The organism is Escherichia whittamii (assembly GCF_014836715.1).
In the GTDB taxonomy this organism is placed as follows: Bacteria; Pseudomonadota; Gammaproteobacteria; order Enterobacterales; family Enterobacteriaceae; genus Escherichia; species Escherichia whittamii.
In genome coordinates this window covers 373091-388458 of the sequence record NZ_JACSQI010000004.1, presented here as the reverse complement: position 1 = coordinate 388458, position 15368 = coordinate 373091, and the positions used below count along the sequence as shown (strand labels likewise).

Below are 15368 nucleotides of genomic sequence, written 5' to 3'. Positions count from 1 at the left end.
TAAGGAATATCTCAATTATTGAACATAAAATGCGAATCATTTAGTACAAAAAAGCAGCGTTACGTGATCTTTCCCTGGGCATAGAGGTGATCTCATTGAATTTGTTAACGCAATCAGTCGATCACAAAACCCTATGCCTGTCTTCTTTTCTGGGGATTCCTCAGCCTCAAAGAAGGAGAGACAAAAAACAGCGCTATTAAATACACGCAATTGATATTATAGCATTTAATCAAGGCTACTTATTAACATCTCTTTGCTTTTAAGAATACTAGTTAACTATTTTTGGATATTTCAAGCAATATATTTAATTCATCTTTTGGTAAATTCATTTTCCTCAGATATTGCTCTGGCATGGCTATTTTTTTCTTTTCCTCCAGCGAAAGTTTCTTATAGTAATCCATATTGAGTTTCTCATAGGGATAAAGCTGATAGGATTGAAGTTTAGGGATATACAAATCGAAAATCTTTTTTAAATGCTGGGGATGATCCTCATAAATAACAGAAGAGTATTTTTTAAAATACTCTTCCTGAGGTAGCGTTGCATCAGTTGTTGCCAGAGGATTGTTCCTTGCCACATCAGATCTTCTGCTATAATATTTTAAATAAACATGATCGCCTTCACGAAAAACATAAAACATATTAACATCATGGCCTTCCCTGGCATTTTTTGGAATCTCAGCATCTATTTTAAACATTCCAACCTGCTGCCTGTAAGTATAATGGATCACATAGTTTACTATGTCATCATTATTTTCAGAGAATTGAAATCGCTTGCCTTTGCATAAGAGACTGACGACTTTCCATATAGAAAATCCTGGATACTTTTCACTGTTAGCATAGATTTCTATATTAATTGTCATGTCATCAAGAACACTTTTCTCACCATAGACCTCAAATACTGGATTGATCATGTCTTTTTTCATATCGCACCCGCATATAATAAAAACACATACTAACAAATAAAAACAGTTAACTGACAATTTTCGATTTATGGTCATTAAATACCCCCTGGTGATTGCTTCCTACCTTAACACCATTTATGAACTTATTCATAAATCTGGCATTCGGATGAGGGCCTGTTATCGCTTTACTACCTTCCCCCGGGCCACCACCGACCAGGCACACCTTCCTTTTTATGCTATGCCAATAATGACAATTTATGTTCTACTTCCCGGGCTTGTCTGTAATCGGGGATAATCGGAATATGTACTATTTATTTTTCAAATTCCATTTCCCTCTCCTTGTTTATATAAGGAGTATTTGATTATACAATTTCAAGCAATGAGGAATATCTCATTTTTTGAACATAATATACAAATCATTTAGTACAAAAAGCGTGTCCCCGATGTTCTTTCCCTGGATTACGATCCCTTAACATTAAGCCTCAATACCCTTATTTATTTATCTTCAGCATCAATAATTGAGATACATAATTGCACAGATAACATAGCTTATATATCAATTAATTAATATCCGTAAACGCTACCGCCCCACCCTGATATTTTAATCTGCACCTGGCTATCTTAACGTTATGCCCCAAACATTAGTAATGTAAATTAAGAATTAGGAATATATCAAATTCACTTCACAAATTAATATCGAGAATGATATACACATTAATTATATTGAAGTAATTTTTAAGAGTCGTAATACCCATGGAACAGGACTAATTCAAGAAGTTTCTGTTGGGCAATAGCGCGTTTATCAACCAGCATTCCTCTTACATTTTTTGTCACTTTCTGTAACGTCGGCAACTGGCACATCAAATCTGCAATTGTATTGGTATTTGGCGTATTACCCCTGAAACCAGTCCCCTCACTATTCAATGATAATCAGCGAAGGGGTATGTTGGCGACCAACCACACTAGTGTTCACTGCAACCACTGGCGTTCAGAGCGACGAACGAGTGACGAAAGAGTCGGACTGCAGCCGAGTATCATCAAAGCAATAGTGCTTGTTTCTGTCATGATTTCATCAGGTTGCTATTTTGTCGCCAGCCGCCTTTATCCCCGTACATCTATAGTGGGATTATTTTGCATCGTTACACGATAAAAGGTAGGATTCTGCGCCGACCGTTATACCCATAAAGAATAATGGTGAATATTGTCATCGCCAGGATGAATAAACATTGTTCATGGCGACATAAAAGACTTTTTTCATTAAAGCAATCAGGGAGAGCAATGAGTAAACACGACACCGACACTTCAGATCAACACGCCGCGAAACGCCGCTGGCTTAATGCCCACGAAGAGGGGTATCACAAAGCGATGGGCAATCGCCAGGTGCAGATGATCGCCATTGGCGGCGCGATTGGTACTGGTTTGTTTTTAGGCGCAGGGGCCCGACTGCAAATGGCGGGGCCAGCACTGGCACTGGTCTATTTAATCTGCGGCCTGTTTTCGTTTTTTATTTTGCGTGCGTTGGGTGAGTTGGTATTACATCGCCCTTCCAGTGGCAGTTTTGTCTCTTATGCTCGTGAGTTTTTGGGAGAGAAAGCCGCTTATGTTGCTGGCTGGATGTACTTCATCAACTGGGCGATGACCGGGATTGTCGATATCACCGCCGTCGCACTGTATATGCATTACTGGGGCGCATTTGGTGGTGTACCGCAGTGGGTGTTTGCCCTTGGCGCTTTGACTATCGTTGGCACCATGAACATGATCGGCGTGAAATGGTTCGCCGAGATGGAGTTCTGGTTTGCACTCATTAAAGTACTCGCCATTGTTACTTTCCTGGTGGTAGGTACGGTGTTTCTCGGTAGCGGTCAACCACTGGATGGCAACACGACTGGCTTTCATTTAATTACCGATAATGGCGGTTTCTTCCCCCATGGTCTGCTGCCTGCTTTGGTGTTGATTCAGGGCGTAGTGTTTGCTTTTGCCTCCATTGAGATGGTGGGTACTGCCGCTGGGGAATGTAAGGATCCACAGACCATGGTGCCAAAAGCAATTAACAGCGTGATTTGGCGTATTGGCCTGTTTTACGTCGGCTCCGTAGTGTTGCTGGTTATGTTATTGCCGTGGAGCGCATATCAGGCTGGGCAAAGTCCGTTTGTGACGTTCTTTTCCAAACTGGGCGTGCCTTATATTGGCAGCATTATGAACATTGTGGTACTGACTGCTGCCCTCTCCAGCCTGAACTCGGGTCTGTACTGCACCGGACGTATTTTGCGCTCAATGGCGATGGGCGGTTCTGCACCAGGTTTTATGGCGAAAATGAGTCGCCAGCATGTGCCGTATGCCGGGATTCTGGCGACGCTGGTCGTGTATGTCGTCGGCGTATTCCTCAACTATCTGGTACCTTCGCGCGTATTTGAGATTGTGTTGAACTTCGCGTCGCTGGGAATTATCGCCTCCTGGGCGTTTATCATCGTTTGCCAGATGCGTCTACGTAAAGCCATCAAAGAAGGCAAAGCTGCGGATGTCAGTTTTAAACTCCCAGGCGCGCCCTTTACGTCATGGCTGACGCTACTGTTTTTACTGAGTGTGCTGGTGCTGATGGCGTTCGATTACCCTAACGGGACTTACACCATCGCGGCGCTACCGATTATCGGTATTCTTCTGGTTGCAGGGTGGTTTGGCGTACGCAAACGCGTTGCCGAAATTCACAGCACTGCGCCGGTAGTCGAAGAAGAGAAACAGGATATTGTCTTTAAGCCTGAAACGGCGAGTTAATTGCAAAATTTGCCCGGCGCAGTGCCGGGCAAATTGAAGTGCTCTTTGTTCATGCCGGATGCAGCGCTAGTGCCTTATCCGTCCTACGAGAGACACACTTCCCCATGTCTGTTACAGCGCAATACGAATCACATCGTCCGGCTGGGTGGCTTCTTGCTGTTTAGTGGATTTTTGTTTCACACTGACATACAGCGTTTTGCCATCGGCAGACAGCGCCAGACTGTTCGGATGAGTCGGCGTATCGAACGTTTTAACCACTTTGTAGGTTTTCGCGTCAATCACACTCACTTTACCCGCCTGACGATGAGTCACGTAGGCTTCATTACGCGCGGGGTTAAACAGCACAGCCAGTGATTCCGGTGCCGAAACCTTCGCCAGAACATTACCATCACGGGTATCGACCACTAACACTTCTGCAGCTTTAGCGTCGGTGATAAATGCGCGGTTGTTGTCGGTATCAAGACTGATATTGATAAAGAAATGCTCTTTGCCATCATCCAGAAGCTTTTTACGGCTTAGGATTTTGTTGTTGGCAGTGTCGACGGTGATCAATTCACCATCAGCGTTGGTGGTGTAAAGACGCTTACCTTTGCTATCCAGCGCTAAACCAGTGCTCATTTTACCGGTGTTCTGGATGGCGGTTTTCAGTTTGATATTCTCGCCATCAACGACCCAAATTACGCTCTCTTTACCAATACCACTGATGTAAACGGTATTCGTGGCATCGTCTGCCACCAGCTCACGCGGTTGCAGCGGACGCACCTCTTCCGTGCGCTTACGATCATCCAGCACCAGACGGCCTTTCACCGCCCCCGTTTTGGCATCAATTGCAGTAACCGCGCTATTTACCGTGTTACCAAACCACAACGTTTGAGTAGCGTTGTTAATGGTGGCACCAAACGGCTTGAGATCGTTATGGATCACCTGAGTCACTTCCAGAGTGACCGGATCGAGACGATAAACCACCCCGCCTTTATCCAGTTTTCGGCTTTGCGAAGTAGCAAGCCACAGCGCGTTCTCCTGCTGGCTATAAGCCATTTCGTAGGCACCTTTACCTACCGCTTTACGCAGCATTTCTTCTGCGGCCTGCGTACTGAATGATGAAGCAACGAGCAATGAACCTAACAGTAATGAACCACGCAGGCGCGATGAAAACAGATGACGTAAATGCATGACGACTCCCTTTGATGAACCGATATTTTTGCTGCTTCACAATGCTTCGCTGAACGTAATCTTCGTTACGCTCTTGTTATAAATGGGAATGGTAATCATTATTTTCTCAAATGTGGAGTATTTCTTGCCGTTACGACTACAATTTTTTCAATCAATTAACGTATTGTGCCGTTTCGTTTCCCATAAATTTACATTTTCATTACCATGGCAGCGTTTTTCCATCCTTAACCTGGCTTTTTTCATGAAGATTTTCTCCGTCCGACAAACCGTTTTGCCCGCACTGATTGCCCTTTCACCTTCCGCTTTTGCAACCAATGAACAAACCATGATTGTCAGTGCCGCGCCACAGGTGATTTCCGAGCTGGATACCCCAGCAGCTGTAAGCGTGGTGGATGGCGAAGAGATGCGCCTGGCAACACCGCGCATTAACTTGTCTGAATCACTGACCAGTGTGCCAGGTTTACAGGTACAAAACCGGCAGAACTATGCGCAAGATTTACAGCTGTCGATTCGCGGATTTGGTTCCCGTTCCACTTACGGTATTCGCGGTATTCGCCTGTATGTGGACGGTATTCCCGCCACTATGCCAGACGGACAAGGGCAAACATCCAACATCGATTTAAGCAGTGTGCAAAATGTGGAAGTGCTGCGTGGTCCCTTCTCTGCCCTGTATGGCAACGCGTCTGGCGGTGTAATGAATGTCACCACCCAGACCGGGCAACAGCCGCCAACCATTGAAGCCAGTAGTTACTACGGCAGTTTTGGCAGCTGGCGCTATGGACTGAAAGCAACGGGCGCAATGGGCGACGGCACACAGCCTGGCGATGTCGATTACACCGTTTCAACCACGCGCTTTACGACCCACGGCTATCGTGACCATAGTGGCGCACAGAAAAATTTAGCCAATGCTAAATTAGGCGTACGTATTGATGAAGCCAGCAAATTAAGCCTGATTTTCAATAGTGTGGATATCAAAGCAGATGATCCTGGTGGATTAACCGAAGCAGAATGGAAGGCCAATCCACAACAGGCGCCGCGGGCTGAACAGTACGACACGCGAAAAACCATCCAGCAAACTCAGGCTGGGTTACGTTATGAACGTAGCCTGAGCGCGCAAGATGATTTGAGTGTAATGATGTATGCCGGAGAGCGAGAAACCACACAGTACCAGTCGATTCCGATGACTCCGCAGCTTAATCCGTCACATGCGGGCGGCGTGATTACTTTGCAGCGCCATTACCAGGGTATAGACACCCGCTGGACACACCGTGCTGAACTGGGCGTTCCAGTCACGTTCACCACCGGTCTGAACTACGAAAATATGAGTGAAAACCGCAAGGGCTACAATAACTTCCGCCTGAATAATGGCGTGCCAGAGTACGGACTAAAAGGTAATTTGCGCCGTGACGAACGCAATTTAATGTGGAACGTCGATCCCTATTTACAAACCCAGTGGCAACTGACTGACAAACTGTCGCTGGATGCTGGCGTGCGCTACAGTTCCGTATGGTTTGATTCTAACGATCATTACGTCACGCCTGGAAATGGCAATGACAGCGGTGACGCCAGTTATCACAAATGGCTACCGGCAGGCTCACTGAAATATGCGATGACCGATGCCTGGAATATCTATCTGGCGGCTGGTCGAGGTTTTGAAACACCGACCATTAATGAGCTGTCTTATCGTGCTGACGGTCAAAGCGGTCTGAACTTTGGTTTAAAACCATCCACCAACGATACAATTGAAATCGGCAGTAAAACGCGTATTGGTGATGGGCTGCTTAGTCTCGCATTGTTCCAGACCGACACCGATGATGAAATTGTTGTCGATAGCAGTAGCGGTGGACGCACTACGTATAAAAATGCAGGAAAAACACGTCGTCAGGGCGCAGAACTGGCGTGGGATCAACGTTTCGCCAGAGATTTCCGCGTAAAAGCATCATGGACCTGGCTCGATGCGACCTATCGCAGCAATGTTTGTAATGATCAGGACTGTAATGGTAACCGGATGCCAGGAATATCCCGTAATATGGGCTTTGCGTCTTTGGGGTATGTGCCAGAAGAAGGCTGGTATGCAGGCACAGAAGCGCGTTATATGGGCGATATTATGGCGGATGATGAAAACACAGCCAAAGCACCTTCTTATACCCTTGTCGGCGTGTTCACCGGATACAAATATAATTTCCATAATATGACCGTGGATTTATTTGGCCGTGTTGATAATTTATTTGATAAAGAATATGTCGGTTCAGTGATTGTTAATGAATCAAATAGTCGATATTACGAACCTGCGCCCGGGCGTAATTATGGCATTGGAGTAAATTTCGACTGGCGGTTTGAATAAAAATCAAGATGCCCGGTCATTACTGGGCATCTTTTCGTCGTTATCATTCATGAGTATACTGCTGGTTAATAATCGCAATATTCTTTTTCATAATATCTGTCAGATAATGACAGCTTTGCTTTTTATCTTTTTCTTTCAACGCTGCGAGTAGAGCCTGATAAATTTCAATACCATCGCGCAATTCGTCAGGATTTACCGCTTCATAAAGATAATGTAACCCAGGCCCCATCCGAACCCACAGTTGCTCAATCATTTCACACAGGATGGGCATTCTTGAGTAACGATAAATTACAAAGCGGAATTGCCGATTAGTATTAATGAGTTGTGCCATATCGCCATTTTCTTGTGCCTGCTGTAATTCTTTGAGTAAATCCTGGAGCTCTGCTATGCCTTCCGGGGAAATATTTTCAACCGCTAAAGCGACTGCCATTAATTCCAGTTCGTAGCGGATACGATTGATTTCATCTAACCGCCCCGCCCCCACTTCCGGTACCGTAAAGGCCTGTGCCGGCGCGACAGATAGCGCATTAACAGAAACCAGACGCAATAACGCTTCGCGCACTGGTGTAATACTCATACCCAGTTGCTCCGCCAGATTTTTGGTGACCAACCGTGCGCCAGGTTTCAGTGCACCAATACTAAGTTGGTACTTCAGATTATTTTCAACCTGCATGGTCAAACTGACATGCTGCATTTTTTCAGTTCCAGGCATTTTACTTCCTTAAAAGTGTATTCTTTCCGACTCTGCCCACAAGGCAGAAGTAGTTTACCTGGTGTAATAATTAGATAATTAACAACCAATCACTTTTTTAGTTATTAGCAGTCGAGCAGTGACGTGGTTAGTTAATTAAAGCTGGGATTAAGATTTTTGCCTGGGTTTTTGTGGCGGCTTTACGCCGCCGTTGAATTGTTAGCCGTCAGCCGCGACACGGATCACCACCTTGCCGAAGTTTTTACCGTTCAACAGACCGATAAATGTCTGTGGAGCGTTCTCTAAACCGTCGGTAATTTGTTCACGATAGTGAATTTTTCCCTCTTTTACCCACTGCCCCATCTCTTGCTGGAACTCATGGATGCGATGACCATAATCCTGATTAATAATAAATCCTTGCAGACGAATACGTTTTTTCAGCACTGTGGCCATCAGCAGCGGTAAACGATCCGGACCGGAGGGTAATTCCGTAGCATTATAGCCGCTCACTAACCCGCAAACGGGGATCCGCGCGGATGTATTGAGTAAAGGCAGCACCGCATCAAATACCTTACCGCCAACATTTTCATAATAAATGTCCACGCCTTTCGGACACGCGTTCGCCAGTTGTTCGGCGAAATCATCTGCGTGATGATCAAGGCAAACATCAAAGCCCAGTACCTCGGTAGCATGGCGGCATTTTTCCGCGCCGCCTGCTACCCCCACTACGCGACAGCCTTTCAGTTTGCCGATTTGCCCCACCGTTGCGCCAACCGGACCGGTCGCGGCAGCAACCACCAGCGTTTCGCCCTCTTTTGGCTGGCCGATATCCAACAATCCCATATAAGCCGTAAAGCCTGGCATCCCCAGCACACCCAGTGACCACGAAGGATTTTCTGGCTGATCGCCAAGTTTCACCAGCTCATCGCCGCTGGATATGTCGTAGTCCTGCCAACCGCTGTAACTCAGCACCCAGTCGCCTGGCTGGTAATCAGGATGATTCGATTCGACTACCCGGCTCACCGTACCACCGACCATCACGCCCCCAATATCAACTGGCGGTGAATAAGAGGGCTCATCGCTCATACGTCCACGCATATACGGGTCCAGCGACAGATAAACAGTACGCAGTAACACCTGCCCCTCACCTGGTGTTGCGACCTCGTCTTCTTCAAGACGGAAATTCTCGGGAACCGGTGCGCCATGCGGACGCGAGGCCAGAACCCAACGGCGGTTACGCTGCTTTTGTTGCCCCATAATGCTCTCCTGTGCTTTTGGCATGAATCGATCAATGGTAGCAGGCTCACGGGATTGGATTTGTTTACGACCGTCACAACGCCTCTGCGACACGCAATAATTTCATCGAGGAATCCGTTGCTTCGGGCTGTTTTCGATAGTATTGATAACGTCATCATCAATATTTAATCGAGGCCAGATATGTCCATCCGTTTTGCCCGCAAAGCCGATTGTGCTGCAATTGCGGAAATTTATAACCACGCCGTGTTGTATACGGCAGCTATCTGGAATGACCAAACAGTGGATGCAGACAATCGCATTGCCTGGTTTGAAGCGCGGACTTTATCGGGTTATCCGGTGTTGGTGAGCGAGGAAGACGGCGTAGTGACTGGGTATGCCTCATTTGGCGACTGGCGTAGTTTCGACGGTTTTCGCCATACTGTGGAACATTCAGTTTATGTTCATCCTGATCATCAAGGCAAAGGTCTTGGGCGCAAATTGTTAAGCCGATTGATCGATGAAGCCAGGGACTGCGGTAAACATGTGATGGTTGCCGGAATCGAATCGCAAAATCAGGCCTCGCTGCATCTCCACCAGTCGCTGGGATTTGTCGTCACCGCACAAATGCCGCAAGTAGGCACTAAATTTGGTCGCTGGCTGGATCTGACATTTATGCAGTTGCAACTCGACGAGCGCACTGAACCGGACGCGATTGGATGAATCAGTCGCTCACCCTTGCCTTTTTGATTGCCGCCGGAATTGGTCTGGTGGTGCAAAACACGCTGATGGTGCGCATCACCCAGACTTCCTCAACTATTCTCATCGCCATGCTGCTGAACTCACTGGTGGGGATTGTGCTATTCGTCGCCATTTTATGGTTTAAACAAGGGATGGCAGGGTTTGGCGAACTGGTTTCCAGCGTGCGTTGGTGGACACTGATTCCTGGCTTGCTGGGATCGTTTTTTGTCTTCGCCAGTATCAGCGGATATCAAAACGTTGGCGCGGCAACGACCATTGCAGTATTAGTCGCCAGTCAGTTGATTGGAGGGCTGGTGCTGGATATTTTGCGTAGCCATGGTGTGCCGCTGCGGGCGCTGATCGGCCCAATTTGCGGAGCGGTTTTATTGGTAGTAGGCGCCTGGCTGGTGGCCAGACGCACGTTTTAATCACAGGATGGTGCCGCCTTTGGTTAACTGTTCGTGACGAGCTTCCATATCTTCTTTATGCTTACGCCCGTGATGAGCGATTGCTGTACGCAAACGCTGCTGCTGGGTGTAACGCTCTTCCCGACTTAACTCTGCGTCATCGCTCAGGGCGATTAATAATTCGTTCATATGGGCAATGACGCTCTCCTCAATCGCGGCATCCACGCGCGCGATGACTTCATCCAGATGCGACATACTTTCTCCTTAGCCACTTGTGAAATTTATCGATTCACTCAAATGATATAAGTCTGCGTTGTGCCGTCAAGCTAGCGCTCAAGATTTAAAATAGCGAAATCAGCAGTGCCACCGGAAAACTCATCGGCCAGGTCACCGCCACCAGGAAGGCGCTCAGAAAGCGAATACGCTTCTTATCGTGGGAAAGAAACCAGGTAGTAACAAACGCGATCGCTGCCATAACAGCATAAAAAACAAGCAGGTATTGATAAAGAGACATGTACGGGCGTCCAGCCAGAGGAAGAAAACGCGCGCAAATATGCGTTATTTTTTGATATACATCAAGTTTCCCAACCGTTTTGAGATATGTCTATAACCTGGGGTCTGCCCTTGTCCATCTTCAGAATGAGTATTATTGCGGATTTACTTAACCCGTACTATACACATAAGGGCTATGACAAAAGGTGGCAAAATATGAATGTTTCCAGTAGAACCGTAGTGCTGATAAATCTCTTTGCTGCTGTTGGGTTGTTCGCTCTTATCTCTATGAGATTTGGTTGGTTTATTTGATGTAGCAATATTGCACGCAGTACACACTGTCAGAGAGATATCAACTCTCTGACAGTGTGTTAGATCTTCTCACACTCTTCCAGGCTACAACATTATCCTTAGTGTTTAACCATTACGTGGCGGACAACGGTGTAATCTTCCAGCCCATAAAGTGACATATCCTTGCCGTAACCGGAAAGTTTCTGGCCACCATGCGGCATTTCACTTACCAGCATGAAATGAGTATTGACCCACGTACAGCCATATTGCAGACGTGCACTAACGCGATGCGCCCGCCCCACATCTTTCGTCCACACCGAAGAGGCTAAACCATACTGGCTGTCATTTGCCCAGTTAACCACTTGTTCTTCGTTGTCGAAGACAGTCACGCTCACTACCGGCCCAAATACCTCTCTTTGGACGATGGCATCTTCTTGTAACGCACCTGCCAGCAGTGTCGGCGCATAGTAATAACCGTTACCTTTTCGTTTCTCCCCGCCGGTAATCACTTTAATGTGTCCCGTCGCTTTTGCCTCTTCCACTGCTTTACTGACGCGGTCGAGATGCGCTTGTGAACTCAACGGCCCCAGTTCCGTTGATTCGTCATCCGGCGCGCCCGACTTCAGGGTTGCGACAGCGGCGCCGAGTTTTTCCACCAGCGCATCGTAAATGCCTTTTTGCGCGTAGATTCGACAAGCTGCGGTGCAATCCTGTCCAGCGTTGTAATAGCCAAACGTGCGTACACCTTCGACCACAGCTTCAATATCAGCATCATCAAAAACAATGACAGGCGCTTTGCCGCCTAACTCCATGTGGGTGCGCTTAATGGATGGCGCAGTATGGCTGATGATGTGCTCACCGGTGGCAATAGAGCCCGTCAGCGACACCATGCGCACTTTTTGATGCCCGGTCAGCGGATCGCCCACGGTTTGGCCTCTGCCAAACAGTACGTTGATCACGCCCGGCGGGAAGATATCTTTCGCCAGCTCGGCCAGTTTTAGTGCAGTCAGCGGCGTGATTTCTGATGGCTTCAGTACCACGCAGTTCCCCGCCGCCAGTGCCGGAGCCAGTTTCCATGCTGCCATCATCAGCGGATAATTCCACGGCGCGATAGAGGCCACAACGCCCAGCGGATCGCGACGGATCATCGAAGTATGTCCCTCGAGATATTCTCCTGCCGCCAGACCATTCAGGCAGCGAGCAGCTCCGGCGAAAAAGCGAAAAACATCGACAATCGCTGGAATTTCATCATTGAACGCACTATGCAGAGGTTTGCCACAGTTACGGGACTCCAGTTCGGCAAAAACCTGACCGTTTTCTTCAATAACATCAGCCAGTTTCAGCAGGCATTCTGCGCGCACCTTCGGCGTGGTTTGCCCCCACTCAGCAAATGCCGCATCTGCCGCGCGAACAGCAGCATCAACTTGCTCTGCAGATGCCTCGGCGATCTCCAGTAAAACGTCCCCCGTTGCCGGATTATAGACAGGCTGTTTTTCCCCTTCGCCGCTAACCAGTTCTCCGTTAATCAGTAACTTATGTTGCATAGCATATTCCTGTATCAGTGGTTATTGACCATTGTCGCCTTCGCGGGTTAGCCACCAGGCTCCCAGGATCGGCAAGGTTGTTACCAACATAACCAGCAGAGCCACGACGTTCGTTACCGGTACATCACGCGGTCGCCCAAGTTGATTGAGCAGCCACAGTGGTAACGTCCGTTCATGACCTGCCGTAAAGGTCGTAACGATGATTTCATCGAACGACAAGGCAAACGCCAGCATTCCTCCTGCCAGTAGCGCCGAACTGAGATTGGGCAGCACCACATAACGAAAGGTTTGCCAGCCATTGGCCCCAAGATCCATTGACGCCTCCACCAGACTCCATGAGGTGCGGCGAAAACGGGCGATGACATTGTTAAACACCACCACTACACAAAAAGTCGCATGACCGACCACGATGGTGAAAAAGCCAGGCTCCAGATTGATGGTTTTAAACGCAGTTAATAACGCCAGACCAGTAACAATACCTGGTAGCGCAATAGGCAGCAGCAGTAACAGTGAAATAGCATTTTTGCCGAAAAAGTCTCGTCGCCAGAGCGCAGCAGCTGCCAGTGTCCCCAATACCAGCGCAATTAATGTTGCCAGCGACGCCACTTTAAGTGACAGTGTCACGGCATCAAGGATATCGCTACGCTGCGCCGCCACGCTGAACCAGCGCAGTGTCAGGCCTTGCGGGGGGAAGCTAAATGCTGCCTCTTCAGTATTAAAAGCATAGGCAGCAATAATAAGGATAGGAAAGTGAAGGAAAACCACGCCTCCCCAGGCTGCCAGTTTGAGGAAAAACGGTGCGCGTTCAGAGTGCATCGAACGCTCCCAGGCGTTTCACAAACGCCAGATAAAGTGCGATAAGGACTATCGGAACCAGGGTGAAGGCCGCAGCCATCGGCATATTGCCTATTGCCCCCTGCTGTGAGTAGACCATATTGCCGATAAAATACCCTGGCGGGCCAACCAGTTGTGGGACGATAAAATCACCAAGCGTCAGCGAGAAAGTAAAAATAGACCCGGCTGCTATCCCCGGGATCGCCAGCGGCAATACCACATAACGGAAGGTTTGCCGTGGACGCGCGCCGAGATCTGCCGACGCCTGTAACAATGACGGAGGTAAACGCTCCAGCGCCGCCTGCACGGGGAGAATCATGAACGGCAGCCAGATGTAGAGAAACACCAGAAAGCGGCCCAGCCCTGAAGTTGACAGCGTATTACCGCCCACTGCCGGTAGTGTGAGAAACGCCGTGAGTAGTGGCTCCAGCCCCAGATGCTGTAAAAACCACTGCGCTACACCGTCTTTAGCCAGCAATAAGGTCCAGGCATAGGCTTTGACAATGTAGCTTGCCCACATGGGCAACATCACCGCAATGTAAAAGAACGCTTTCATTTTGCCACTGGTATAGCGCGCCATATACCACGCCATCGGGAAGGCCAGAATGGCACTGGCGACAGTCACTGCCACTGCCATCGTCAGTGTGCGGATGATGATGTCGTAATTAGCCGGGTTAAACAGCGCACGGATATTCGCCAGTGTCAGTTCTGGCATTACTGACATGGTGAAATCGTCAAAGGTATAAAAACCCTGCCATAACAGCGTCAGCAGCGAGCCAAAATAAACGATGCCAAACCACATCAGTGGACCAAGCAGTAGTAAAAATAGCCCCAGTCCTGGTTTACGCCAGAAAAATCCGGATATCTTTCCAACTCCCGGGCGCGAAGGTGACTGCAATACGTTCATCGCCATTCACCTCTCCTCAACCAGCGGCACCATCACATCACGCGCCCAGGAAACCATCACCTGTTGACCAGGTATGAGCGTGTTAGGTAAGTCTTCGCCCGTTACATTTGCCCGGCTAACCAGCAGTTTTTCTCCACCGCTAAGTTTCAGTTCAAAACGTGTGGCTGCTCCCTGATATTGCACCGCCTGAATCGTGCCATTGGCCTGCACTTCACCAGGTGTATTCAGGCGGATATGTTCCGGCCGCAGGGCAAAACTGCCCATCATGCCGCAAATATTCTCGGCCATTAGCGGATCAAAAACGTTGGATGTCCCGACGAATCCCGCAACAAACGGCGTGCGTGGGCGCATATAGAGATCGCGCGGGGAATCGACCTGTTCAATGCGTCCATTATTGAAAACCGCCACACGATCGGACATCGATAACGCTTCGCCCTGATCGTGGGTAACGAAGATAAACGTGATGCCGAGAGACTGTTGCAGCTTTTTCAGCTCCAGCTGCATTTGCTCTCGCAATTTGAGATCCAGCGCGCCGAGCGGTTCATCCAGCAACAATACGCGCGGTTCGTTCACCAGTGCTCTGGCGATGGCGACTCGCTGGCGCTGACCACCAGAAAGCTGTGACGGCTTACGTTGCTGAACAAAACCAAGCGCCACTTTCTCCAGCGCTTCTTGCGCCATAGCATGTCGCTGTTTTTTATCCACGCCTTTAACCATCAGCCCGTAAGCCACATTCTCGAGAATCGACATATGGGGAAACAGCGCGTAGTCCTGGAAGACGGTATTCACATCCCGCTCCCAGGGCGGCAGATTACTGGCCGGTTTGCCGAAGATAGCAATCGCGCCGCCGGAAAGCTGTTCGAAGCCAGCAATCAGGCGCAGGCAGGTGGTTTTGCCGGAACCGGACGGCCCCAGCATAGAGAAGAACTCACCATCTTTTATCGCAATACTGACGCCATCTACCGCGCGCACGTCACCGTACAACCGCGAGACGTTGTCAAACTCCACTGCGTACGTCATAAAACACCCCAGTGAAG

15 protein-coding genes are annotated in these 15368 nt (G+C 48.5%); 5 read left to right on the top strand and 10 right to left on the bottom strand.

Annotated elements, in window-relative coordinates:
* Nucleotides 1-272: 272 nt before the first annotated feature.
* Nucleotides 273-923 (bottom strand): hypothetical protein, encoded by a 651-nt coding sequence (locus H9644_RS09650; RefSeq protein ID WP_191774325.1) that lies wholly within the window; start codon nucleotides 921-923, stop codon nucleotides 273-275.
* 1257 nt (nucleotides 924-2180) lie between these two features.
* Between H9644_RS09650 and ansP the strand changes: the two genes are divergently transcribed.
* A complete protein-coding gene (ansP, locus tag H9644_RS09645; protein ID WP_191774323.1) occupies nucleotides 2181-3674 on the top strand; it encodes an L-asparagine permease in 1494 nt (497 codons plus the stop codon).
* A gap of 111 nt (nucleotides 3675-3785) precedes the next feature.
* On the opposite strand, the gene yncE is transcribed toward ansP, so the two are convergent.
* Nucleotides 3786-4847: a 7-bladed beta-propeller protein YncE gene (gene yncE / locus H9644_RS09640; protein ID WP_191774321.1), complete on the bottom strand. Its 1062-nt coding sequence runs from the start codon at nucleotides 4845-4847 to the stop codon at nucleotides 3786-3788.
* Nucleotides 4848-5088: 241 nt separating this feature from the next.
* On the opposite strand from yncE, the gene pqqU reads away from it, so the two are divergent.
* Entirely contained in the window at nucleotides 5089-7191 is a 2103-nt protein-coding gene (gene pqqU / locus H9644_RS09635) for a TonB-dependent receptor PqqU (RefSeq protein ID WP_191774319.1), read from the top strand.
* A 43-nt stretch (nucleotides 7192-7234) separates the two neighbouring features.
* On the opposite strand, the gene H9644_RS09630 is transcribed toward pqqU, so the two are convergent.
* Nucleotides 7235-7903 carry a GntR family transcriptional regulator gene (locus tag H9644_RS09630; protein WP_191774317.1) on the bottom strand — a complete coding sequence of 223 codons (669 nt, stop codon included), beginning with the start codon at nucleotides 7901-7903 and terminating at the stop codon, nucleotides 7235-7237.
* Between the two features lie 198 nt (nucleotides 7904-8101).
* A complete protein-coding gene (curA, locus tag H9644_RS09625) occupies nucleotides 8102-9139 on the bottom strand; it encodes an NADPH-dependent curcumin/dihydrocurcumin reductase (RefSeq protein ID WP_191774315.1) in 1038 nt (345 codons plus the stop codon).
* A gap of 180 nt (nucleotides 9140-9319) precedes the next feature.
* On the opposite strand from curA, the gene H9644_RS09620 reads away from it, so the two are divergent.
* Both H9644_RS09620 and H9644_RS09615 read left to right on the top strand, forming a co-directional pair.
* Entirely contained in the window at nucleotides 9320-9838 is a 519-nt protein-coding gene (locus H9644_RS09620) for a GNAT family N-acetyltransferase (RefSeq protein ID WP_064527461.1), read from the top strand.
* A complete protein-coding gene (locus tag H9644_RS09615) occupies nucleotides 9835-10284 on the top strand; it encodes a DMT family transporter (RefSeq protein ID WP_064527459.1) in 450 nt (149 codons plus the stop codon). Before H9644_RS09620 ends, H9644_RS09615 begins: the two co-directional genes overlap by 4 nt.
* Here H9644_RS09615 and ydcY read toward each other — a convergent pair whose 3' ends face one another.
* Complete coding sequence (ydcY, locus tag H9644_RS09610; protein ID WP_000018638.1) at nucleotides 10285-10518, bottom strand: DUF2526 family protein YdcY; 234 nt, start codon at nucleotides 10516-10518, stop codon at nucleotides 10285-10287.
* Nucleotides 10519-10603: 85 nt separating this feature from the next.
* Nucleotides 10604-10777, bottom strand: coding sequence for a GhoT/OrtT family toxin (locus H9644_RS09605; RefSeq protein WP_064527458.1), 174 nt, complete (start codon nucleotides 10775-10777; stop codon nucleotides 10604-10606).
* Between the two features lie 194 nt (nucleotides 10778-10971).
* On the opposite strand from H9644_RS09605, the gene yncL reads away from it, so the two are divergent.
* The gene (gene yncL, locus H9644_RS09600) at nucleotides 10972-11067 is read left to right on the top strand and encodes a stress response membrane protein YncL (RefSeq protein WP_074399477.1); all 96 of its coding nucleotides are present in this window, start codon (nucleotides 10972-10974) and stop codon (nucleotides 11065-11067) included.
* A 98-nt stretch (nucleotides 11068-11165) separates the two neighbouring features.
* Here the strand turns inward: yncL and patD are convergent, their stop codons facing one another.
* From patD to H9644_RS09580, 4 genes are read right to left on the bottom strand one after another with little or no spacing between them, the layout of a single operon-like run.
* Nucleotides 11166-12590: an aminobutyraldehyde dehydrogenase gene (gene patD / locus H9644_RS09595; RefSeq protein WP_135487800.1), complete on the bottom strand. Its 1425-nt coding sequence runs from the start codon at nucleotides 12588-12590 to the stop codon at nucleotides 11166-11168.
* 21 nt (nucleotides 12591-12611) lie between these two features.
* Nucleotides 12612-13406 (bottom strand): ABC transporter permease, encoded by a 795-nt coding sequence (locus H9644_RS09590; RefSeq protein WP_064527454.1) that lies wholly within the window; start codon nucleotides 13404-13406, stop codon nucleotides 12612-12614.
* Complete coding sequence (locus H9644_RS09585; RefSeq protein WP_191774313.1) at nucleotides 13396-14337, bottom strand: ABC transporter permease; 942 nt, start codon at nucleotides 14335-14337, stop codon at nucleotides 13396-13398. Before H9644_RS09585 ends, H9644_RS09590 begins: the two co-directional genes overlap by 11 nt.
* Complete coding sequence (locus H9644_RS09580) at nucleotides 14338-15351, bottom strand: ABC transporter ATP-binding protein (protein ID WP_191774311.1); 1014 nt, start codon at nucleotides 15349-15351, stop codon at nucleotides 14338-14340. It abuts the gene before it with no gap.
* Nucleotides 15352-15368: the final 17 nt, after the last annotated feature.